We start from the raw sequence: 24,074 nt of genomic DNA, 5'->3' as shown, positions 1-24,074 counted from the left end.
AACTTACAATATGTAGGCTTTAGTGGAGCAGGTTGGAGTTGTAGTGCAGTAGGTCAAACAGTGACTTGTATGACGAGCAATGTAGTGGCTGTAAATGGTAGTAATGTATTGACCTTGACGGTGAAGGCATTGGATGCGGCGAGTGGTTCATCAGTAGTGAATACGGCAAGTGTGATAGGAGGTGGAGATCCAAGTACGACACCAAAACCATCGAACCCAGTGACGACGGATATTACGCCAGCACCAAAACCAAACTTATTGATTAGTAAGTCAGGTCCTGTAACAGGAATTGTGAATACGAACTATGATTACACGTTGGTAGTAACAAACTCAGGAACGGCCTCAACAGCAGGAGTAGTTACGGTGACAGACAACTTACCAACAGGCTTACAGTTTGTGAGTGGTGGTGGCAATGGCTGGAGCTGTAGTGCAACAGGTCAATTGGTGACTTGTACTAACAGTGGCGTGATAGCAGTGAGTGGTAGTAGCTCGATGAGTTTGACGGTGAAACCAACGCAAGCAGGCACTTACACCAACGTAGGTAGTGTAGTAGGCGGTGGAGACACAAGCACAGAAACGTCAAATAGCGTAACCACAGTAATTACAAACCCACCAACACCGAATTTGGTAGTAGTGAAGTCTGGACCATCAACAGCAACAGTAGGAACGAATTTCAACTATACCTTGACGGTGAACAACACAGGTTTAGCTGCGAGTACAGGAACGATTACCGTAACGGATAACTTACCAAGTGAATTGAGTTATGTGACATTCAGTGGTTCAGGTTGGACTTGTAGTGCAGTGGGTCAAGCAGTGACTTGTACAACAACAGCTTCGATAGCAGCTAATGGTAGTAGCACGATAGTATTGACAGTGAATCCAACGACGGCACCAGCATCGGGCTTACCAGTGAAGAACACGGCTTATGTAACAGGTGGTGGAGATCCAGTAACGACACCAAAACCATCGAACGAGGTACCAACGACTATCAATGCTTTACCACAAGCAAACTTGACGATCACGAAGAGTGCACCAGTGGTAGCAACAGTAGGCACGAACTTTGCTTATAGTTTCAATATCGCCAATGGCGGAACAGGAGCTACAACAGGAACGATTACTGTGACAGACAACTTACCGATAGGTTTACAATTTGTGAGTGGCCCAAGTACAGGAGGCTTTACTTGTAGTGCAGTAGGTCAGGTGGTGACTTGTAGCAACAATGGATCAACGCAGATACCAGCAGGACAAAGTGTAAGTTTGAGCATCAATGTGAAGGCCAACTTCAGTGGAGTGTTCAAGAATACGGCGGTTGTAAGTTCAAATGGAGGCACACCAAAAACCTCTAATGAGACGACCACAACAGTAAACTGTCCAACAGATATTAATCCAGGGGTACTTGGATTCTAAAAAAGTCTAAGGGGAAGCTTAGGCTTCCCCTTTTTTCTTTACTTTGAGTTGGCTAGAAAATTTGCTAAATATACAATTATGAAAAATTCAATACAGAAATATTTTGTCACAATAAGAGCTTTACAAGTAATCTTATTAGTAGCTGTTGCGAGTGCTGTCACTCTTGGACAAAATTTAGGCTGTAATTTTAAGCCAGGAACAATCACATTAAACTTGACAGGACAGAGTCAAGGAACAAATATTGTAACCTATATTGTGCTTGTTGATGGAGGAAATGTTATTAAGTTCAAATCGGGGTTAAATTCAACTACGATTAATAATGTGACAGTAGGAAGCTATAAAGCTGTGGCTATTACTTGGGATAACTCACAAGCGAATGCACCAGTAGTAGAGGTAGGTTTGAATTTGAACAATGTAGATCATTGTTGGAAAAGTACGGCTGTTGATATGACAATTTGTGATTGTAACACTACAACAAATAGTATTACTGTACCAATTTCGACAGGTGTTAATCCTCAATATGTATTGACCAATGGGAGAGGGGTGATTCAGTCGATTCAATCTTCAACAACTTTCTCTGGTTTAAACAATGATGTGTATAATGTATATGTAGCTTGCGGAATAGGAACAAAACCTAATCTATTGGTAGGTAGTAATATTAAACTTGTCACAACGAGTGACTTGTGTGAACCCATTCCGTTACCTTATGTAGTATGTGTAGCAGAATGCGCCCCAGTAATTTGTATGCCAATGACAGTGATGAAGCTAGTCAAATAGCTTTCAGTTTTGAAAACAATAAGTAATTATGCAGAATAAGATTTTAGTTATGTGTTTAGGCACTAGGCAACAGGCACAAGGCAAAGAGTGTTAAAATGTGTTTAATGACCACAGACATGCATTTTTCCCAAAGCCCACCGCCGAAAGCCGATACCAGAATGCCTTAGGCACAAAAATTAAATTTTATTTTGCCTACTAACTTACCTTACTTTAATATCAACTTATCAAAACTTCTGCTTAGGTGCTTATTCTGATTCAGAACTACACAATCAGATAGACTAGTAATAATTAATATTTTCAATAGCACATGAAAAGCATCAGCTCATATCTTTTATTAGTTCTTATTTTAGTCATTAATACCAAAGGTTTTTCACAACAAAAAACACAAGTAAAGTGGTTGACTGTAGAACAAATGGATAAACTTTACACTAAAAATCCTAAAAAGATTTTATGGAAAGTATATTCAAAGGATTGTCACTACTGTCATGATTTTGAGGAGAAAGTTTTGAAAATACCAGCCATTGCAACTTATATTAACCAAAATTATTACCCCGTTTTATTAGATGCTTTTGATGCCAGCCCTGTTACCTTTGCAGGACATACCTATGAGTCAAAAGACAAAATGAACCCCATGGCAACACATTTACTAAAAGGAACTATCAAGTTTCCAACATTAGTATTTGTGGATGAGCAACTCAAAATGCTCAACTTCCTCCAAGGATATTATGAAGCCCCAAACATTGAAATGGTTCTTCATTATTTTGGAGACAACGCTTATAAAACCGTTTCTTGGAATGATTTTCAAACAAATTTTGCCAAGAAAAAATAAGCCCCAAATAAGAAATTTCAATTCGTGAGAATTTAAAGATATATACAGTATTTGTGCTGAATTGTGAGTGTAATTTTCACGATCAATATTCTACATACAAAATATTTTACACGAGTACTAAGAGCAGAATTTTCTTGTGTCAAAATTAGAAAATTAAACAAGGTCTAAAGTAGGTAAAGGAGTAAATATAATAAGTAAGAATTATCGAAAACATTTACCGTATCTCAACGCATCTAAGTCATAGTAAACTGAAACAAGTGAAAACTAATCAGTGTGGGAGATTCGTTTACCTTTGTGATTCTCTATATTATATTACTCATTCATGATTCAATTACGAACTATGAGGCAATCAACTAGCCTAATCTTGCTATTGTTACTAAGCTATACCAGCTTTACACAATATAGACCACCCTTTAGAAAATATACCTCTGTTGAGTTTGGAGGTGGCGTGTCAAGTTACTATGGTGATTTGGCTCCCATGAGTCAATTTGTTAATTCTACAGCAAATGCTCTACGCTGGACAGCCACAATAGGAGTGAGTCGACAAGTCACTCGTCAGGTAGAAGTTGGCCTAAATCTTTCATGGGTTGCATTAGGTGCTGATGATTATTACTCAAATAATTTGGCTGATTTTCAAAGAAACTTACATTTTAGAAATAATGTAAAGGAGGCGACTCTTCAAGGTAGATGGACTCCTTTCAATAGATCAAGTACGCCTCAAAAACGTGCAGCATTTGAGCCATTTATAGGTATAGGAGTGGGAGCTTTTTTACATAACCCGCAGGCAAAGCTACCTGTAACGATGGGAAATGAATGGGTTGATTTGAGACCTCTGACAACAGAAGGACAAGGAAGTCCCAATTATCCTGATATCAAAGAATATAAAAATTGGGGTATTAATATTCCGATTAGTGTAGGTTTAAAAGCGAAGCTTACACAAAATCTAGATTTAATGGCAGAGTTCAACTATAGAATGTTGTTCTTTGATTATATTGATGACGTGAGTGGTTTTTATGCACAACCTCTTGTTGTATATAGTCGCTTTACTGAACCAACAAAAAGTATAGGAATTGCTTTGTCCCAACGTGCAACAGAACGCGTTGCGGCTTCGACGGGAGGAGATAGGTTAGCAAAATTGAATACCTTTGTCAACGACCCAACAGGTGTGACTATTAGCCAGAATCCTGGGGTTGGTTCACCAAGAGGTACAGTCGATGGTAATGATTCGTATGCAACTTTTACCATTAAACTTCGATATATCTTTATTCCAGGCATTCAATGCCCTAAGATTTATTGAACAAATATCATATGAATTAGGTGTTGAATGAGGGATGAGATATAATTCAAAATTTAGCTTTTATACTTAAAAATGCCAAGATATAAATACAATAAGTGAAAGGAATGAACCATGCGAGCGGAGCATCCTTTAAGTCCGATGATAAAGCCTCTGATTTCTGATTGGGGGCTTATTTTAGTAAAACTGAGAGAAAGAGAATAATTATTCTTTCACTATGTCCGTTAAGTAATACGTGGAAGGTTCAAAATGAATAATTCAACACTAACACTAAGTAGTCCTTCTTTATAAAAACTCGGAACGAGTACATTTCAATAGCTATGAACACTAGGTTTGATGTACCTTTTCTAACAGATTTATCTGAATTACTTCATTTGCTAAGACATAAGAGTCAAAGTAATATGGGAACCAATACTTTCCCCTTCCAAACAAATACGATGTTTGGACGGATTACTTATGAACAGCAAAATACACAATATGAATCGTGGGAAGGAAAATTCTTTACGTCTGATTCTGTGGTATTAACGCACCCCAATCGAGTAAATCATCGAGCATTCACCATGATATTCTTTCAGTCATTGGCTCCGATGAAGCTCCGAATGAATCACCATTGTCTTCACGATATTACCCTAGATTCAGAGGGGAAAGAAGGTGTCTTGTTTTTGAGTTCATTTACGAATCTCTCAATCATGATTCCTCAAAATGCCTTTGTACAATTTAAGGTGGTGACTATCCGAAATATTCACTCTTTAGATCATTGGATTAATCAATGGCCGTTTGGTAATATTGTACAAGCACGAATGCCATTTTTCTATTATTGGCCACAAAGAATTGCTTTTCATGAAAAAGCAAAACTATCACATATCGAGGTGTTTTATCCCAATGCTTACCAATCACCGCTAAAAATGCTGGATGATTTGTTTGCCAATGCCGCGCGAAGCCGTAAAATGAAACAGAAGGCGATTAATCTTTGGCAAATGTATTGTTTGCTCAGAGCAGAAGGGCTTTTGCGTAATGCAATCACTATGTCTCCTCACCAGTTGAGACCCATCATTGCTCAATCAAAACTATCACCTGTTTTGTTTTTTCTACGATTCAAACAACTGTTTGGTTTGGAAATAGAGCAATATCATGAATACGCACGCAACGAAAAAATCAAAGCACTGCTCTACGATTTGAGACTGCCCATGGAGGAAGTAAATAATATCTTTTACAAGTAAGAAGACGTTATTCGTTAATAGTATAACAGTGTGCTTGCCTATAATATGCATCCTTGGTCAGAATCTCACTGACCAATTGGCGCCAGTAAAAACTCATCTATAAAATGTTGAATTATCCTTGGAGTCGGCAAAGTAGATCGTTATGTTGACGAAAGTGAACGAAGGATTTTCAATAATTTCAGATTTTGGATATCGGATGTTAGATTTTGAAAGGGTAAATTGCTATGTTTTTTAAAAATAAAAGTCTTTTACTTTATTTCCGAAATCAGAAATCCCAAATCAGTAATAGTTTGGAATCCTTCGTACAGTTCTGATTCACAACTCACAATTCAGCACTCATAAGTACCTAATTTTTTCTCAATGAAACAATTGATTTTCCTTATTGCTCTAGCTACTCTGGCATGTGCCAACCGTGAAAGTAAGCTTGAGCAGAACGAACCTATTAAACCCTGTGCCTGCGATGGAAGGCCTTTTTTTAAAGTGCTAAAAATACAGCAGGTTCCTAATTCCAATTTTATCAATATCTTCTTCGGCGCTTGCGAAGCGTATCAAGTTAAGTGGGAAGTAGTGAAAGATGGGAAGGTACTAGTGACTGGCATAGTAAAACCAACAACCTCTGCAGTAGGAGCTTATCTTGGCTCACTTTCCGAAGGAAACTATATTGCCAGACTCAGTGGGGTTAATTGTAGCGGGAAAAGTGAGATACCATTTCAATTTCGTCCTATCGAGGAGAAAAAAAGCTTGTCCCAGCAATCACAAATCGCTTATGACAGCTATCCTAATTTCTTCGATAACGTTCCTGTCGAAACTCAAACAGATACCTATTCTCCCGAAAAGTTTCCAACAACACAAATTGCATTATCCCCTGACTCTTTAATGGGAGGTATGCCAACCCCTGCTTTTGCCGTAATTTTTGATAAACCAATTGATGTTTTTCAAAAAAAAGGAATTGACCATCGTACCAGAGGTATATATGTGAGTTTGGTTCATCCAGAATATCGTCCTTGTAACGAACGTTACCCCAATATTCAGTATGAAGCCCCCTGTAAAGATGGAACAGGTAAAGAGATTTCTTATGAAGATTTTATCTCAACGATTGAGCCTACGCGACGTGGTTTTTTTGCGTATCCACCAAAGGGAAATTCTGCCGAAGGCGAACAGTACTTTCTTACTCAACCAGAACAAAAACTCTATGAAGCTGGACTAGATTATCATGGTTCGTTTGGTAGAGGAGATGCCGTTGGAGGAAAAGCTCAAGTGATGTTCCAAACGATGGATACTGAGATGAATATCTCTAATGGGCCCGACAATAAGTCGAAAAATAAATATATGGCCTTTTTAAAAGGAATGGGGGATGCCATCACTGGATATGTATTAGCCATGTATTCCAATACCTTTCCTGGGGTAGGAAATTTTCAGGCTGGACGTTATCCCAAAAACAAAAACGAATATTCGTCCATAGCTCAAAACCCAATTTGGACAGAAGCAGGTGACAATGGCTTAATTAAGGGTTGGAGACTTACCGATAACCGCAGAATAGTGGAAGCTGAAGAGGTTTCATGTTTGGCTGAAGATGGCTATGAGCAAGGGATGACTCTAAAAACAAAGGAGGGAAGAGTATTAAGAAATATAAATCATTTTGGTAGCAATGCCAATGTAGAACACGCTTTGGCAAAAATTATCCATATTACCGAAACAGGCGCTTACAGGGCACACTTGGACGGTCGAAAATATTGCTCACAAGCTAAAATTATTGCAGACCGTAACCCTCCTTACAATAATACCTCAGGTGGATTTTGGTATAACGATCACGCACAGTATGACCCACAAGGCTTTGGGGCTTATCTTCCGAGACATTTGGCTTTTATGGAGGGAATGATGGTGTTTTTTTCAGGTACTGATATATGGAACATCTGGGACCGTGCCAAACCTGGACTAAATCAAGACCCTTATAATGGTATATTGGGTGCTTTAACCTACCTAGGTACCAAAATCAAGACATCTACAGGAAGTTATTCTATGCTTGATTTACGACCAAATTTACAGTTTATGCTATGGGAATCAGAAATATCCTATGATGGGGGGCGTACTTGGCAACAACATAAAGGAACAGACTTTAAAGCCAATCCACAAGCATTACCATTAAGAATAGCCTATACCAAAGAGGGGAAAATCGCTATTTTTGCCTGCCGTCCTTACAACACCGAAGCTCAAAGCTGTCAATGGCGTGTAAAAATTAATAATCGTTGGGTTACAGGTCAAATCACAGAAAAAGATTGGAAGTCCTGCTATCCAGCACAGACAGGAAGAAAAGATTTCTATTTGAAAATGGAATAGAGGGATGATTTTGTATAATTACATTTCTAATTGAGTGAATTGGGATTGAGTGAATGAGTGATTATTTTAAATTTTATATTCTAATGGTAAAGACGCAATGATTGCGTCTTAAGTCGAGTCATTCTGTCAAAAAATAAAAGAACAAATGAACTTAATATGCGAATCAAGACTATCCACTAAATCACTAAATCACTAAATCACTAAATCACTAAATCACTAAATCACTAAATCACTAAATCACTAAATCACTAAATCACTAAATCACTAAATCACTAAATCACTAAATCACTCAATAGCTCGGGCATCTAACAGCATTCGGGAGATGGTAAATCAAATGAACACTTAGCGTCATGTAACTATCCTTAAGTTTTGAAGTACCTCTTACAGAGCCGGGAGATCCAAAGTTCAATAAAGTTCTCGAGGTAAAGGGATTCAAACTAAGGTCTGCGCCGTAGATAGGTTCATATTGTGCCACAAAACTTCTAACACCATCAATACGACTCTTACCACTATAAGCATCTACAAGCTCAGTAGAGCGATTGGCCATGGTCACCGATAAACTTCCATTCGCAATCAAATCATTAGGATTAGCATATTTGCCATTAACATCATCTAAGTAGTCTGTCAATGAATACTGGAATAGAGCTTCTAGACCAAGATCAAACTTCTCATTAAGTTTAATTTTTATCCCTGCCCCCCCTGTAATAGCACCTGCCCAAGCCTTGTAAGGAGAGTCATATCCCGCCAAACCTTGTCCTTCGGTACCCAGAGGACGTAAGCTCACCCAATCACCACTGGGTGTTTTGGCGACAGGGTTATGCAACAAGAAGTTGATGCCACCAACCAGATAAGGTGAAAAAGCATTTCTTTTGCTGTAATAGATCGCAGCCTTATTAAAATCATAAATCCCTGCGACACTCAATTCCTTGATATCGTTTCTAAAATGTAGGTTACGGATATATCGGTCAGATTTGTCATTGGTATTTAGCATGTGGATATCATTGCCTGCAATCCTAACATAGCGAAGCCCAAGGCGCGCACTCCAGTGCCCCCCAAAACTATGCGTATAATAGCCACCTACATTCCAACGAATTTCATTGAGGGTCGATTGGATTGGACGACTGTAAGAAGATAAGTCTCCATAATAGCTAGAACTACCTAAGGCAAAAGAAAGAGTATTATGAGGAACCTTATAGGAGTTTTGAGCCTTTGCACTCATAAAAAATAATACCATTATGGCAGCAGCAACAGCCCTAAAATTGATAACTATCCTCCTAAGCATGAAATGAAATGGTTTTATTAACAAGAAATTTTCTGCAAATGTAACTAATAGTTTGTGTTTATATACAGAAAACATACTTCTATATATCTATCTAAAAACTGCTAAATATAGCAGATTAGTATAATTAGGATTAAAATTAAGACAAGAAGCAGCGAAATTGACTTTTATGGAGAAATAAATAATTCAGGGACTAATAAAAAATAAGTAGTTAATATTGTACAAAATCACATGACACATGCAACGAATGACAGACTTTATAGGTCATAGTAGTAGGTTAGCGAAAAATATAAGTTATAATAGCAAGAAAAAGTATGTATAATATTATCGGCTTAAAAAGAGTTAAAGTAATTAACGACTCTTATAATCAGCCTCAAGAATTGGTTTGATGATTGAAATCCATCGTTCGTAGCCTGTTCGGTTCATATGTAAGCTGTCACTACGGAAAATACTACCATCAAGAGTTTTTTGATCGGATTTATACATAGCGGGGTTTATATCGATGAAACTCAAATACTTTTTCCCAACCACGCTTGCCTTCAGGAGATTATTGATTTTATCGTATTTGGGAATAAGTGAACGTCTAGCAGGCGAGTGTTTTAGAGGAAGTATAAAAATTTTCGTATCTGGAAGAAGGCTATGTAAATCATTGATTAGATAGCAGGCATCAACAAATACCTCTTCCACACTTTTTGTAGGTGGATTTACTAAGTCGTTTTCGCAGTAGATAAGTATAGTTTTAGGTTTGTAATTTATGAGTAATCTTTGCTTGTAATAAATTAACTCTGGGAACGTAGAACCTCCAAATCCATGACCAATTGCTGGTAAACCTTTAAAGTCATTTGGTATATCAGCATTCCAAAAGGCAAAACTAGAGCTTCCATAAAAAATTATGCTATTTTTAACATTTGTATTACCATTAAGTATATCTACTTTTTCTAAATAAGAAACCTCTGCTTCAAATCTTGTTAGGTCATATGTTGGCTTATATCTTTCAGCTTGTGAAAAACAATCAATAGGTAAATTTTCTTGATTTATTGTTGATTGAATTTGTTCTTTGCAAGAACACATAACTGTGGTTAGTATTAGAATTGAGTGTTTAAGTTTTTTCATTCTTTTGTGATAATGATTAGATGAATAAAAGGTACCAATTACTAATTTTATACTTAATTTTAAGTATAAAATTGACTATTAGTAATTGTGGCTTCGTATATTTGATGTGTTGAACGAAGTTTTTTTGTAATACGTGAGGAAAATTAAATATTTTAAAATTGAGTTTTGAAATATATTACCAAATAATGAGTAATTGTTCAACAGATTTTCCCACTCAAATATAGTAAAAGATTCCACAGTTTTAAAATTTTAAAACCCTTCGATTATCTCTATGAAAGTATTAATGTTAGGTGGTTGTCATACTTACGCATACGGTTCAGAAAATATTTCAAAAGGATATTATCAACAATTTCTGAGATTCCTAAACTTAAATGGCTATGAAATAGAAGAAATTTCTTATGCACCAATTTCAGTTAGAGGAGTAAACAGACTCTTTAACCAAAAAAATATTATTCCGAATGATTACGATTTAATCATTTTGCAGCTTGGAAACTATGAATTTGACTCAAGTATTTCTAATTTTCATAAATTATTTACTAGTGAGAAGAAAAAAAATAGTATTGAGGGAGGAGAGTTTAATCAACCATTAAATGAACAACTTATAACGAAGAGAAGGTCTTGGATCAAAAATGAAAAAATAGATACTCCAACTAAATCATTGTTAAAAAGAAAGTTTTCTTCGTTATTGTCTGTTTCTGCTAGAATATTCAGATTTTTTTCAGAGTTACCGAAGATTAGGATAGAAAAACAATATATAGAAGACTTATTTGACGCATTGCAAATTGTTTCAGACAAAGTTATTTTTATTGGTGTATTCCCTAGTACATATGGACTAAGACAGTATATACGTAGTGTAGGAAACTCTTACATCAAAAATAAATGTGAAAATGTTGGAATAAGTTATTTGGAACTCATAGATATAAATGATCCATCTATCTGGATTCACGATGGTGCTCATTTTAATGAAGGAGGACATGAAATAATACTAGACAGATTACTTCGACTATGCGGAGAAAAGTTCCAGCTTAAAAAGCTCAATATGTAGGTTTCAGTTTGCTTATAGATATTATGTATGAACCGAAGGGAGTGCACTTTAAAAGTGCACTCCCTTTATTTAGTTTGAACTTAACTATTTTATACATAAAAATGAAACAGTCGTTTGTTATCTTTAAGTGTAATTATAACGATATTAATAATTTTTTAGATTAAACTGCAATCTTTTGCCGTTTAATAAATATCGATTATCCCTTTAGCTGTTTTGTTGACTAATGTGATTAAATTTGAATAGTTTTTACAGAAAAGCAAGTTTTAAAGAGCTTTACATTTAGATCTAAATTTACAGCACATACTATACACAATAAATAAAAAACTCTTAAATATTTCCTACAGTACTTCCTTATTCCGGTTCTTTACAGTTTTGATAAGTGAAATTTAATTTAAAAACTTTGTAATATTGTTAGTCTTTTACATCCGAATTACAGCTTTTCAAAAATATAGTATTGCCAGCGATTTATCACACGTATATGCTAAGTCTTAAAAAAAAATTGCTCCTTTTCACACTACTGTTCAATTTGTCGATAAGTCACGGTCAAGTTGTTTTTGAACCAACATACCATTCAGTATACTCATACCTTTCTAGATTAGCACAGAAAGGAGTAATAGACCTGAATGATGTAGTTCTTCCACTTTCTAAGGACTACATATATACAAAATTGGACGAGGTTTCTAAGAAAATAGCAGAAATTACACCTCTTGAAAGAGAAGAACTAGCTTTTTACCTCAAAGAATATACATTGTGGTGGAGAAACGATCCCAAATCCGGGTTTGAAGGTGAATATAGATCTATATTGAAAGCTAAAGTTGGAGATCGCTTTAGAACCTTTGCAATACAAGATCCAAATTTCGCATTAAACGTTCAGCCTATCCTTGGATTGCAAACTGAATCTAGGAATGGTTATTCCTATGTAAGAAACTGGAAGGGTTTTTGGGCCTATGGCTATCTAGGAAAGCATATTGGATATAGTGTAGATTTTAGGGCAACTAGTGAAACAGGCAAAATAGATGATTATTTAAGGGACTTTTCTCCTGAAACTGGTGTCATAGGTACTAAAACCGACTACAAAACATTTAACTTTAACGAAACTAACGTATCAATAACTGGTTCTTGGGAATGGGGCAAATTTACTATTGGAAAAAACTATATGCCAGTTGGCTATGGTCAAGGTGGTAAAATTATATTATCGGATAAAGCGCCTTCATTTCCTCAAATAAGATTGGATGTAAACCCGAAGGAATGGTTATCATTTAATTATGCTCATATCTGGTTAAATTCATTGGTGGTGGATTCAACATCTCTTCAATCGGTACCAGGAACAAATAGATTAGAGTATCAATTTAAGTCTAAATTTTTAGCCACTCACAGCCTTACATTACGCCCGATAAAAAATTTACGGTTTACAGTTGGAGAATCTGCAGTATATTCAGATAAACTGCGTTTTGAATATATGATTCCCATTGCCTTATTTAGTGGAATGAGTCATTATATGGGAGAGCTTGTCAATAATTCGATATCTAATTCCTCTATCTTCACTCAGCTATCAATTAGAAATATTCCTCGTAAAACACATATTTATGCAAGCTTTTTTATAGACGAGTTAAGATTAAATTCTATAGATGGAGATTCTACTAACTCAAGAAACCAAACAGCGTACCAGCTAGGAATGAGTGTGGTAGACTTTCCTATTAGAAATATGTCTATTGTAGCTGAGTATTCACGAATAAGACCCTTTGCATATATACATTTTATTCCGGAACAATCTTATCAAAATAGTGGATACAACTTGGGACACTGGATTGGATCAAATGCTGATCAATTCTTTGCACAGATGAAATACAGAATTAAAAGAGGAATGGAGGTCAATATCGTATATCAGTATATTAGAAAGGGTAGTGTAGGAGTTGCATCCCAACAAATAGCAGATAACAAGTATCTATTCCCTTTTTTGTGGGGTGAAGTTAAAAATCATGAGTATTTTAGCACTACATTCCAATATGAACTTGTTCATGATCTTTTTTTAAAATTAGGCTATAATCATAGCAATCAAGCCAACCAGAACAATTCAAACAAATTGTTGAATGATCAGTTTGTTTTTGGATTCAATTTTGGTTTTTAAACGAAACAATTTTAAAGTATAATTATAATATGAAATTTATCAGTCACTTCTGTTTTATTGTAATCATTGGAATGTCTCTTCTTACAGGATGTTCAACTATTCCTAGAACTGTTTATTTTCAAGGCGATACTTCAAAATACGTTCCACTAATCAAAACAAGTCCAAAGGTTCTAAAAATAGCACCGAATGACATCTTAGGAGTCACAATTGCTAGTATTAACGAGGAAAGTAATAAGTTGTTTGAATTGCCTATTGTTGGAGGATTAAGATACTCAGGGTTTCCTAATACTCAATCAAGTAGCATGGGGCTTCAACCAATTGGCTATGAGGTAGATTCGTCTGGAAATATTGAACTTCCACTTGTTGGTAAAGTGAAAGTTGTAAATTTATCTTGTATGGAAGCTGGTGATACAATTAAGCAGCGTTTAAGTGATTATCTAAAACAACCAGTTGTTAATGTTAGGGTTTTAAACCATAAGTTTACTGTTTTGGGAGAGGTTAATCGACCTGCAACTTATAATATAATTGATAACACCCTCACCCTCTCGGAAGCTCTTGGCATGGCAGGTGATTTAACAATATTTGGTAGAAGAGACAATATCACCTTGATAAGAGAGCAAAATGGAGTTCGCTACAAAATTAGGTTAAATCTTCTAACGCAAGATATTCTAACATCTCCTTATTATTATATCAAAAACGGCGATGTAATATATGTTGAACCTTCAGAAGTTAAGTCTACCTATAATGATAGGTCATATCAAATGCTACCAATTGTAACTAGTGTTGTATCAGCTGTTACATCATTAGGGGTGTTGATTTTAAGCCTCAGTCGGTAATAATGTGTGACTTAGTTAGTTTTATGATTTTAATATTTACTTTATGAAAAATACTGTTAACAATATTGCCTTTGAGCAAGAACAAGAGGTTGATTTAAAAACTAGAATAGGTAAGTACGTAAGAAATTGGTACTTGTTTGTTATTTTCTTGGTGCTAAGTTTCACTTGTGCATTTATTTATTTGAGATATACACCTAAAGTTTATGAAGTATCATCAGTAATTTTAATTAAAGATGACGAGAAAGGTTTGGGGGCAGGGAATGATATCTTAAAAGACTTAGAACTCCTGAGTGGAAATAAAATAGTTGAAAATGAGATGGAAATTTTTAGGGCTAGATCGCTAATGAAGAGCGTAATTGAATCATTGCGACTGAATGTTCAATACTTCAGAGAAGGTAGTCCTATAGATACTGATTTATATGGTAAGTCTCCAATATGGATTCAGATAGAATCGCTTGCAGGGACCGCTTACAAGGAAAATATTACTATAAAAATTTTAGATCAATATCACTTTGAAGTTGTATTAAATAGTGGTAGTGCAGGAAAATACGAATTTGGACAGTCGATTTCATTACCTGAGATTGGAAGAATTCGCGTCTTCCAAAATAAGAGAAACTTTGCTGTGTCACAAGATGTGAAAGTTGTCTTTCATGAAATCAATCAACTAATTGATGATAATCTTAAGCGTCTAAATGTTTCTTTGTTGAATCAAAAGAGCACCGTATTAAAGTTATCATATGAAGAAACTTTACCTAGCCGTGGTAAAGATATCTTAAAGAAATTAGATGAGGTTTATACATTGGCGGCACTTAGCGATAAGAATATTGAAGCTTCTAATACTTTACGTTTTATAGATGACAGATTAAGATTAATTAGTACTGAATTAAACGATGTGGAAAGGGATGTTGAGAGTTATAAAAGTTCAGAAGGCTTTACTGATATTAGCGCTGAAGCTGATTTGTTTTTAGAAAAAGTAAAGGAAACAGATACAAAATTAAACGAAGTTGATATTCAATTAAGAGTGCTTGAGGGAGTAGAGAAAGTTTTAAGTGAAACCAACGCAAACCTAGGGGCTATTAGTTCAATGGTTCAAGATCCTGTCTTATTAAACTTAATTAAAAATCTGTCTGAACTTGAAATACAAAGAGAAAAGTATCAAAGAACATTACAGCCTAACAACCCTCTTTTTGAAGCTGTAACTAGTCAAATATCTAATACTAAGCAAGCAATAAGAGAAAATTTAAATAACCAAAAAAAGGGGTTGGTCGTTTCTAAAAATAGTCTTAAATCTCTAAACAAAACTATTGAATCCTCTATCAGAAGTATCCCTAGGAAAGAGCGTGAATTCGTAGCAATTAAAAGACAGCAGGGTATAAAAGAAAGCTTATATCTTTTACTTTTAAAGAAGAAGGAAGAAACGGCGATATCGTATGCATCCACTGTAGCAGATAGTAGAATGGTAGATGAGGCATTTGTTAGTCCAAAGCCTGTTAAGCCAAAGGGTATATTAATTTATATTTTCGCGTTGATAATAGGGATTGTAATTCCAATTACAGTTGTAAATGTAAATGAAATGCTTAATGATAGAGTTGGTTCGAGATTAGAGTTAGAAAATAGAATTCAAGGTCTACCAATTTTAGGTGAGGTGAGTTTGAAACCTAAGAAGTTAAATGGGCCACTACTCGATACAAATAGTAACCACTTCATAGTTGAGCAGTTTAGAATCTTGCGAACAAACTTACAATTTTTGATAAATACTGAAAAAAAGACACAGAAAGTTCTGATGACTTCTTCAATTTCAGGAGAAGGGAAAAGTTTTGTGTCATTAAACTTAGCATCTAGCATGGCGGCTGCTGGAAATAAGGTATTGTTGATAAATCTAGACATCAGAAAACCAAAACTCCATGAATACCTCGACTTACCAAATGATGTTGGTATCGTGAATTACCTTATAGGTAAGAAAAGTACTAATGACATTATTATTAAAACAAGTAAAGAAAACTTATCATTTGTTTCAAGTGGACCAATACCTCCAAACCCTGCTGAATTAATTTCAAATGGAAGATTTAAGCTTTTCATAGAAACTGTAGAGAATGATTACGACTATATATTTGTCGACTGCTCACCTTCAGGTTTAGTTACAGATGCACAGCTGATTGCTCCTTTGTGTGATGCAACTATATTTTTGGTACGTCATAATTATACCCCTAAGTATGCTTTGCAAGCACTGGCATCTTTGTACAAGGATAAAAAAATGCCATCTTTAACTGTTGTATACAATGGCGTGGTAGGTACAGGGGGCTACGGCTATGGCTATGGCTATGGCTATGGCTATGGCTATGGCTACTATTCTGACTCAGATAACGATTCACAAGGGTTATTTAATAAAATTAAAGGTATTTTGAAAAAAGATGGCAAATAGTAGAAGAATCTATTGGGTAAGCAATTCCAGAATTGTTTACCCAGTAGATTCCTCTGCTATTTTTGAAATGTAAGAGATTTTATCATAATATTTAATTATGTTCAAAACAAAAACCGGAGTTACTGTCATATTCTTAGTTTTGTTGATATTTGTTGACGCAATGTTTTATCAGATTCAAATTTATTTGATAGGTGGAATTATGTTCCAGCAAATAGTTTGGAAACTGTTATTATTCTTATTGTATCTAGCGACTTTTACGATTAGAACTAGTACGATAGCCCCTCTAATATCTCCTGTGTCCCTTTATGTGTTTGGTATCTATTTGTTGGTAGATGCAATCTTCTTAAATATCATACTTGGACTAGATGTATTTATGATTATAATTTCGTTTGTTTCGAGGTTTTTCTTTTTATTTTTTGCTTGGTTAATACAAAGCCAGCGCATAGTAGTTAATGAAAAATTAGTGTTTAACAGTTTTTTATTCTTAGGGATACCATTATTAACACTAGGCATATTTCAGTATTATTACAAAGAGCCTTTTGTGGCGGTTAACTCAGGTGACGGTATTTTCAAAGTGTACTCGATTGACTTTTTAGATGATTACAGAGCATTCTCGTTATTCTCTGCACCTCTAAATTTTGGATTATTTCTTACTTTTTGTTCTCTTATTTGTCTATATGAATTTCTTTATCTAAAAAAGAGATTATTTATAATATTTTATTTATTGTTCATTTATGGCTGTTACATTACTTTAACTCGCAATGTTTATTTGACTTGTTTGTTTTCAAATATTTTTCTCATTCTGTTTAAGTACAAGCCACAAAGTAGACTCTTGAGAATTTATCCACTACTTATGTTAATAGTTGGTTATAGCGTCATAATCTACTCAACTACTTTGGCTACTCTGTTTACTACGAATGCAGCTGATAATAGTAGTTTGTTACTCAGATTACAAGAATGGCAATATTTTTATAAATTAATTGATACAAGCTGGGAAGGATCTATTTTGTTTGGTCTTGGTATTATTCAGAATTCTAACTTTAAACAATTTGAGGATGTATTAATTGATAACGATTTGTTATCATTGATCCTAAACATAGGTTTAATTGGAGCAATTCTTTATTATAGAATTCTATGGGATGCTTGGAAAAATATGACTACCCATTTGGTCCACTATGAAGAAAGCCCTACATTACCGATTGTAGCCTTGTATTGTGTAACACCACTATATGGTGTCTTTAATATAGCAATTACACTTACATTGATGCTAATATTGTTTGTAATGATTGCTCCTAAAGATATATATATGACCTATTTGAAAAATAGAAGAAGCAATTCATAATACATTTTAAATCCTACTTGATTAGCGACTATAACCTATTATTGTACTGTAAGATATCAATGAGATTCATATGGTAAGGCAAACCTTAAATTATTCAGCGTATATTTTGTGAAGTTTATTAGAACTTCCAATTGGCGTATTAAATAAATTTAGGAATACACAACAATTATGTTATATTAAAACAAAACCGAATACATTTATTTTTCTGATTGCAAATTTTGGATATACGCCTATTCAATTTATTGAAAAGACAATAAACAATTTGATTTAATTTATCTGATGGTTTAAATATATTATTATTCTAAACGCCCAAAATACATTTTTAACATTACAAGAATATTTTCTTTCTATATCAACCATCTAAATCTCTATTAGACTCATAGATGTAAATAATCATAATTAAGTTTATGATATTTCTTTTAAGTCATTGTATACTTCCACCTTAAGATATGGCTAAGCTAAAAGAATATAATTCTATTCTAACACCTTTTAGTAGGTAAATAACTAACTGTATATTCCAGCTCCTTAATTGATTACTTAAAAAATGAAGAAAAGATTATTTTTAAATGCAATAGTTTCCATACTCCAAGTTATTTCTATGGGAGTAGCCGCCTTTGTTGTATATAAAATTGTATTATTAAAGTTAGGAGCAAGAGATTTAGGGATTTGGTCTTTGGTGTTCTCTGTAAGTTCTGTTGCAAATGTTGCAAACTTAGGAGTCGCAAGTAGTTTGATCAAGTTTATAGCATTTTATCATGCCAAAGAAGACTGGAAACAAATAAACAAATTAATTGGGACTGGTTTTATTATTGTTTGTTCATTCATGGGCTTGGTTGTTGGCTTACTTTACTTGCTTCGAAAACCACTATTATTGTTGTTGTTATCGGATAAAGATTTGAATATAGGGTTAGATATTTTCCCTCTATCATTGATGTCTCTATGGATTAATACTTCAGGCGCCGTTGTCCTAGCCGTTCTAGATGGCTTGAAACAGACCTACAAAAGAAGCCTCATATACATTTGCTCATCATTTGTGTTTACAATCTCAACATATTTGATAATTAGCACTTATGGCTTACAAGGGTTAGGGTATGCTCAAATCCTACAGGGATTATTTGTACTGTTAACATCATGGGTTATTTTGATAAAAAGCTCACCTTATCTATCTATTAGGTTTATGAAATTTGAAAAGCTAGCATTTAAAGAAATTTTTAGTTATAGTGTTAAATTTCAGTTAGTTTCATTGATAAATATATTTTTAGAGCCAGCATCGAAATTTTTATTAGCAAAATTTGGTTCATTATCGGATGTAGGCTATTTCGAGATGTCTAACCGTTTGGTATCGCAAGTTCGACAGCTGATGGTATCTGCTAATCAAGTAATAATTCCGTGGATTGCTCAAGGGGACGGAACTAGAGACTTTATTATTAAAATTTACAAGAAGAATTTTGATATAATTTCATTTTTTGGGTTTCTCTCAATGGGAGCTTTGATTATTCTATTTCCATTTTTTTCACTTATTTGGATTGGGGAATTAAACGATTTTTTCATATTCTCAGGAATAATTCTAACGTTTTCGCAACTTATAAATGTGCATACCTTTCCTGCAAATTTTACCAATTTAGGAGTAGGAAACCTTAACCACCTGATATACACTGCTACTACTTTCTGTACTTTAAACTGTATATTTGGAGCCATACTAGGTTATTACTTCAGTGGAATTGGTGTTGTTATTGGTTGGGGTATTGCTTTGATATTAGGTTCGCTCTTTCAAATGTATCTATTTAGAAAGGAATACTCTGTTAAATATTATCAAGTGTATACAAACGACATATTATTTAGAGGCTTATCTATATTAATATGTTGCTGCATTGTATTTTTCTACACTTTTGGCACTCAAGAACTTCTAATAGTTTCAGGATTAGGGTTGTTATGTCATACATTATTAGTTTTTTTAAGTTTAAAAAACTCCCAAATTTATTCTGAAATAGTTATTGTTATTGAATCTAAATTTAGAAAAAAAGAAAGCTAGAATGAAAAAAATCATGAAAAGTTTACTATACTCCATTGGTAAATGCATTTCTTATTTATTCTCGATTAAGAAATTATTTTTTTTAAGGAGGATGCGTGATTTGGTTTACTCAGGATTGATTTCCAAGGCCTTAAAAGAATCAGGATCAAATATTTTTATGGAGTATCCAGCAACATTTTTAGGTATTGAATCAGTAAGTATTGGTAATAATTTTGAATCATTGAAAGGTCTGCGTATTGAGGCTATACATCGTTTCCAGAACGATGAGTTTAAGCCTTCTGTAAAGATAGGTAATGACGTTTCAATTAATAGAGATTGTCATATTGCTTGTATAAATTCTGTTCAAATTGAGGATAATGTTTTGATTGCTAGTAAGGTATTTATTACTGATCATTCACATGGAGGTGTTTCAATCTCAGATATAATAATTCCTCCGAATAAAAGAACCTTGTCGACAAAAGGAGGTGTTAAAATCCATAGAAATGTTTGGATAGGTGAAAATGCAATAATACTTTCAGGGGTTGAAATTGGTGAAAACGCCATCATCGGTGCGGGTTCTGTAGTCTCAAAAAATGTTCCTGCTAATTCTATTGTTGCTGGAGTTCCTGCTCGCGTGTTAAAACAATTTTAGTACCGTGGACTTTCTCAAAATATGTTAGAAATGTCGTTTAATATTAAAATTTGAAAATAATACATAATGGATTCTTCGTTATTAAATAGAAAGGGTACGCAAGTGGAAAGTAAAGTTGGTATTGTAGTTTTAAACTACAACACTTGGGAAGACACGTTGGAATGCTTGGGTAGTTTATTAAAATTAGATTATCTAAATTACTCTATAGTAATAGTCGATAATGATTCTAAAAATGACTCAATGGAGCGTATACTACAGTGGGCAAATGGTTATTTTAGTATTTTTTTAACAAAAGAGAGCTCATACAAAGAATATTCCATACCATCTTTGTATGACATTACTAGTAATGAAGTTACAGGTGGCAAATATTACACTAAAGAAGTTATTTTGGATGAAAATAAAAAGGTAACACTAACTTTTATTAACTCTGGAATAAATGGAGGTTATGCAGCTGGAAATAATATAGGGATTCAATATTTGCTTGATAGAGGGGATACGGACTTTTTTTGGATATTAAACAATGATACTGTAGTTGACAGTAATGCATTAAATAATACTTTTGATACAATTTATCAGTTGGAATCTCAGGGTAATAAGTTAGGGATATTTGGTCATCGTCTCACATATTACTTTACTCCTGATACTTTTCAAGCATCTTTCTACTTGTATAATAAATTTTTAGCTACAACCAGACCCGTTGTTGATATTAGTAATAATTATATCTTACTCGATCTAGAAAGAGCATATCCTACCGGAGCATCTATTATAGTAAGTAAGCAATTTATTAAAGAAGTAGGTTTAATGAGTGAGGATTATTTCTTATATTTTGAGGAGCCTGACTGGGCTTTTCGAGCAAATGTGAAAGGATTTAAGCTCCTGATTATTAATAATGCTTGTATCTTTCATAAGGAGGGTGGAGCCGCAGGATCTAACGCTGATGTAAATAAAAAAAGTAAATTGTCAGATTTATATTCTTTAAGAAATAGGCTTGTAATAACAAAGAAGTTTTTTCCTAAAAACACATTTTCAGTTAAGCTAGGTTTGTTTGTCGCTCTTTTGAATAGAATTAAAAGAAGACAATTTAATCGTGCTTTATTTATTATGAAGTTGATATTTTCAAAATCACCCTACCAAAAAATTAATCTAAAATGAAAATTGTTGTCAATTGTAGATTTCTTTCTCAAAAAGTAACGGGTGTTCAAAGGTTTGCTCTTGAATTATCTAAACAACTAACGTTGCTTGACATTGATGTTGAGTTTATCGGGCCCAGAGACACAAATGAAGATAAGATAAATAATAGAAATATCAAAAAAATTGGAAGATTGAAGGGGCACTTGTGGGAAAAAGTAGAGCTTCCTCTATATTTATTATCAACAGGTTCACCAATTCTTATAAATTTTTGTAACACTGCTCCCTTTTTTTATAAAAATCAGATTGTCGCCATACATGATATGGCTGTATTTCAAGACCAAGAGTGGTTCAGTAAGAAATTTAAGCTATTGTATCAGCTTGCTTTTAAACATTACGCAAGTTTTTCAAAAAAAATAATTACAGTTAGTGAGTTTTCAAAAAAAGAAATTATAAAATATTTAAGTATTGATGCATCTGATGTTAAAGTCATTTATAATGGAATAGAACATTTTAAATATTTATCTGAAGACGGTGCGAGTAACAAATGTGATAATATTAAAGGAATTAATCTTAATGAAAAATTTTTTCTATGTGTAGGTTCAGTAGAACCGAGGAAGAATTTAAACATTGTGATAGAATCATTTCAATCGATAGAATTAGATGGAGTAAAGTTGGTAATCGTAGGAGGCAAAGATAAACTTTTCAAGTTTTTAGACTTAAAAAGTAATATATCAGAAAAATTTCATGATAAGGTTGTTTTTACGGGTTATCTGACTGATTTTGAATTGATTAGTCTTTATAGTAGTGCTACTGCCTTTATTTTTCCCTCTGTCTATGAGGGATTTGGTATCCCACCACTGGAGGCCATGAGCTTAGGATGTCCTTCTATTGTTTCTAATTCTACTAGTTTACCAGAAGTTTGTGGTGACGCTGCTATATATTTTGACACAAATGATGTAAGAGACTTAAGTAAAAAATTAGAAGAAATTTCAAAATGTACTCAAGAGCAAAAGGGTGAGATTATTTCTAAAGGTATATTACAATCTGAGAAGTATTCATGGAAAAAGTCTGCACTTGATTTATTAGATTTGATATATTCCTTAAATTAATTATATTCCTTTATTAGGATTCAAATAAACATTTTAATGAAAGTTGCGATAATTCAAGAATGGTTGGTTACATTGGGAGGCTCAGAGAAAGTAGTGAAAGCTATTAATGAGTTGTATCCTGATGCAGATATCTTTACTTTAGTTGCTGATGATAAGCTAGTTGAAGAATTGAATCTTGATAAATCAAAGATTAAAACCTCTATTATTCAAAAGCTTCCATGGGGACAAAAAAAGTATAAATTGTATCTTCCTCTTTTCCCCTTTGCCATAGAGCAATTAGATTTACGTGGTTATGATTTAATTATTTCTTCAAGCCATGCTGTAACGAAAGGTATTATTACAACGTCAGAACAACTCCATATAACCTACTGCCACTCTCCAATTAGATATGCATGGGATTTATATCATCAATATTTGGAAGAAGAGGGCCTAAAATATAATCTGAAAGGGATTCTTGCACGTTGGATTCTGCATAAAATAAGACAATGGGATTATACTACTCGAAATAGACCAGACTACTATATCAGCAATTCAGACTTTATTGGACGGAGAATTCAGAAGGTATATGATAAGCCATCGACAACCATTTACCCACCTATAGAAATTCAAGATTTTGTTTTAGAGGAAACTAAGGAGGATTACTATATTACCTGTTCTAGACTTGTCCCTTATAAGAAAATAGATCTGATTGTTGAGGCATTTACAGCTATGCCAGATAAAAAGTTGGTGGTTATTGGAGATGGCCCTGATTTTGAAAAGATTAAGAAATTGGCAGGGCCAAATGTTGAACTTCGAGGTTATGCTAAATTTAAGGATCTAATTCAAGCACTACAAAAAGCAAAAGCCTTTGTATTTGCTGCTATTGAAGATTTTGGCATGCTACCCGTTGAGGCTCAAGCTTGTGGTACTCCCGTTATCGCTTATAACAAAGGGGGGAGTTTAGAAACTGTTATTGATAATAAAACAGGAATTTTATATCAAGAACAAACCATTGATAGCTTGATTCAGGCGGTGGGTCGTTTTGAGGCAAATATTCAAAACTTCAATCCCAAAGAGATTCGTGAGCATTCGGAGAAATTTGGCACAGAGCGCTTCAAAAAGGAATTTAAACAGTTTGTCGACTCAAAATTAAAGTTATAGAT

The 24,074-nt window shown here is 34.1% G+C and carries 18 protein-coding genes; 16 read left to right on the top strand and 2 right to left on the bottom strand.

All coding sequences use genetic code 11. From position 1 onward, the window contains the following. From QM524_RS23555 to QM524_RS23530, 6 genes are all read left to right on the top strand, one after another. Positions 1-1,407 (top strand): hypothetical protein (locus tag QM524_RS23555; protein ID WP_283346492.1); only part of this gene is annotated, 1,407 nt, incomplete at its 5' end. Between the two features lie 78 nt (positions 1,408-1,485). Next, positions 1,486-2,184 carry a hypothetical protein gene (locus QM524_RS23550; RefSeq protein WP_283346491.1) on the top strand — a complete coding sequence of 233 codons (699 nt, stop codon included), beginning with the start codon at positions 1,486-1,488 and terminating at the stop codon, positions 2,182-2,184. A gap of 307 nt (positions 2,185-2,491) precedes the next feature. Beyond that, the gene (locus QM524_RS23545) at positions 2,492-3,013 is read left to right on the top strand and encodes a thioredoxin family protein (RefSeq protein WP_095166804.1); all 522 of its coding nucleotides are present in this window, start codon (positions 2,492-2,494) and stop codon (positions 3,011-3,013) included. A 340-nt stretch (positions 3,014-3,353) separates the two neighbouring features. After that, complete coding sequence (locus QM524_RS23540) at positions 3,354-4,310, top strand: hypothetical protein (RefSeq protein ID WP_283346490.1); 957 nt, start codon at positions 3,354-3,356, stop codon at positions 4,308-4,310. Positions 4,311-4,627: 317 nt separating this feature from the next. Beyond that, positions 4,628-5,527, top strand: a complete 900-nt coding sequence (locus QM524_RS23535) for a hypothetical protein (protein WP_283346489.1) — start codon at positions 4,628-4,630, stop codon at positions 5,525-5,527. Between the two features lie 360 nt (positions 5,528-5,887). After that, positions 5,888-7,864: a hypothetical protein gene (locus QM524_RS23530; protein ID WP_283346488.1), complete on the top strand. Its 1,977-nt coding sequence runs from the start codon at positions 5,888-5,890 to the stop codon at positions 7,862-7,864. A 289-nt stretch (positions 7,865-8,153) separates the two neighbouring features. Here QM524_RS23530 and QM524_RS23525 read toward each other — a convergent pair whose 3' ends face one another. After that, positions 8,154-9,146, bottom strand: coding sequence for a DUF6089 family protein (locus QM524_RS23525; protein WP_283346487.1), 993 nt, complete (start codon positions 9,144-9,146; stop codon positions 8,154-8,156). Positions 9,147-9,494: 348 nt separating this feature from the next. Beyond that, entirely contained in the window at positions 9,495-10,256 is a 762-nt protein-coding gene (locus tag QM524_RS23520; protein ID WP_283346486.1) for an SGNH/GDSL hydrolase family protein, read from the bottom strand. A gap of 271 nt (positions 10,257-10,527) precedes the next feature. On the opposite strand from QM524_RS23520, the gene QM524_RS23515 reads away from it, so the two are divergent. The 10 genes from QM524_RS23515 to QM524_RS23470 all read left to right on the top strand — a co-directional run bounded on the left by QM524_RS23515 (position 10,528) and on the right by QM524_RS23470 (position 24,072). Further along, the gene (locus QM524_RS23515) at positions 10,528-11,301 is read left to right on the top strand and encodes an SGNH/GDSL hydrolase family protein (protein ID WP_283346485.1); all 774 of its coding nucleotides are present in this window, start codon (positions 10,528-10,530) and stop codon (positions 11,299-11,301) included. Positions 11,302-11,968: 667 nt separating this feature from the next. Then, on the top strand, positions 11,969-13,429 hold the full coding sequence (locus QM524_RS23510; protein ID WP_283346484.1) for a capsule assembly Wzi family protein: 1,461 nt from the start codon (positions 11,969-11,971) through the stop codon (positions 13,427-13,429). Between the two features lie 29 nt (positions 13,430-13,458). Next, the gene (locus QM524_RS23505; RefSeq protein WP_283346483.1) at positions 13,459-14,265 is read left to right on the top strand and encodes a polysaccharide biosynthesis/export family protein; all 807 of its coding nucleotides are present in this window, start codon (positions 13,459-13,461) and stop codon (positions 14,263-14,265) included. A gap of 43 nt (positions 14,266-14,308) precedes the next feature. Further along, on the top strand, positions 14,309-16,687 hold the full coding sequence (locus tag QM524_RS23500; RefSeq protein ID WP_283346482.1) for a GumC family protein: 2,379 nt from the start codon (positions 14,309-14,311) through the stop codon (positions 16,685-16,687). A 97-nt stretch (positions 16,688-16,784) separates the two neighbouring features. Then, positions 16,785-18,029 (top strand): hypothetical protein, encoded by a 1,245-nt coding sequence (locus QM524_RS23495; protein ID WP_283346481.1) that lies wholly within the window; start codon positions 16,785-16,787, stop codon positions 18,027-18,029. A gap of 544 nt (positions 18,030-18,573) precedes the next feature. Then, positions 18,574-20,061, top strand: a complete 1,488-nt coding sequence (locus tag QM524_RS23490) for a lipopolysaccharide biosynthesis protein (RefSeq protein ID WP_283346480.1) — start codon at positions 18,574-18,576, stop codon at positions 20,059-20,061. Position 20,062: 1 nt separating this feature from the next. Then, entirely contained in the window at positions 20,063-20,692 is a 630-nt protein-coding gene (locus tag QM524_RS23485) for a DapH/DapD/GlmU-related protein (RefSeq protein ID WP_283346479.1), read from the top strand. 66 nt (positions 20,693-20,758) lie between these two features. Continuing rightward, on the top strand, positions 20,759-21,844 hold the full coding sequence (locus QM524_RS23480) for a glycosyltransferase family 2 protein (protein ID WP_283346478.1): 1,086 nt from the start codon (positions 20,759-20,761) through the stop codon (positions 21,842-21,844). Then, positions 21,841-22,932, top strand: a complete 1,092-nt coding sequence (locus QM524_RS23475; RefSeq protein WP_283346477.1) for a glycosyltransferase family 4 protein — start codon at positions 21,841-21,843, stop codon at positions 22,930-22,932. Before QM524_RS23480 ends, QM524_RS23475 begins: the two co-directional genes overlap by 4 nt. Positions 22,933-22,968: 36 nt before the next feature. Then, a complete protein-coding gene (locus tag QM524_RS23470; RefSeq protein ID WP_283346476.1) occupies positions 22,969-24,072 on the top strand; it encodes a glycosyltransferase family 4 protein in 1,104 nt (367 codons plus the stop codon). The last annotated feature ends 2 nt before the right edge of the window (positions 24,073-24,074 follow it).

It is taken from the genome of Flectobacillus roseus, from assembly GCF_030056595.1.
GTDB classification, from domain to species: domain Bacteria; phylum Bacteroidota; class Bacteroidia; order Cytophagales; family Spirosomataceae; genus Flectobacillus; species Flectobacillus roseus.
The sequence above is the reverse complement of the archived record's forward strand: the minus strand, read 5'-3'. Positions and strand labels throughout refer to the sequence as shown.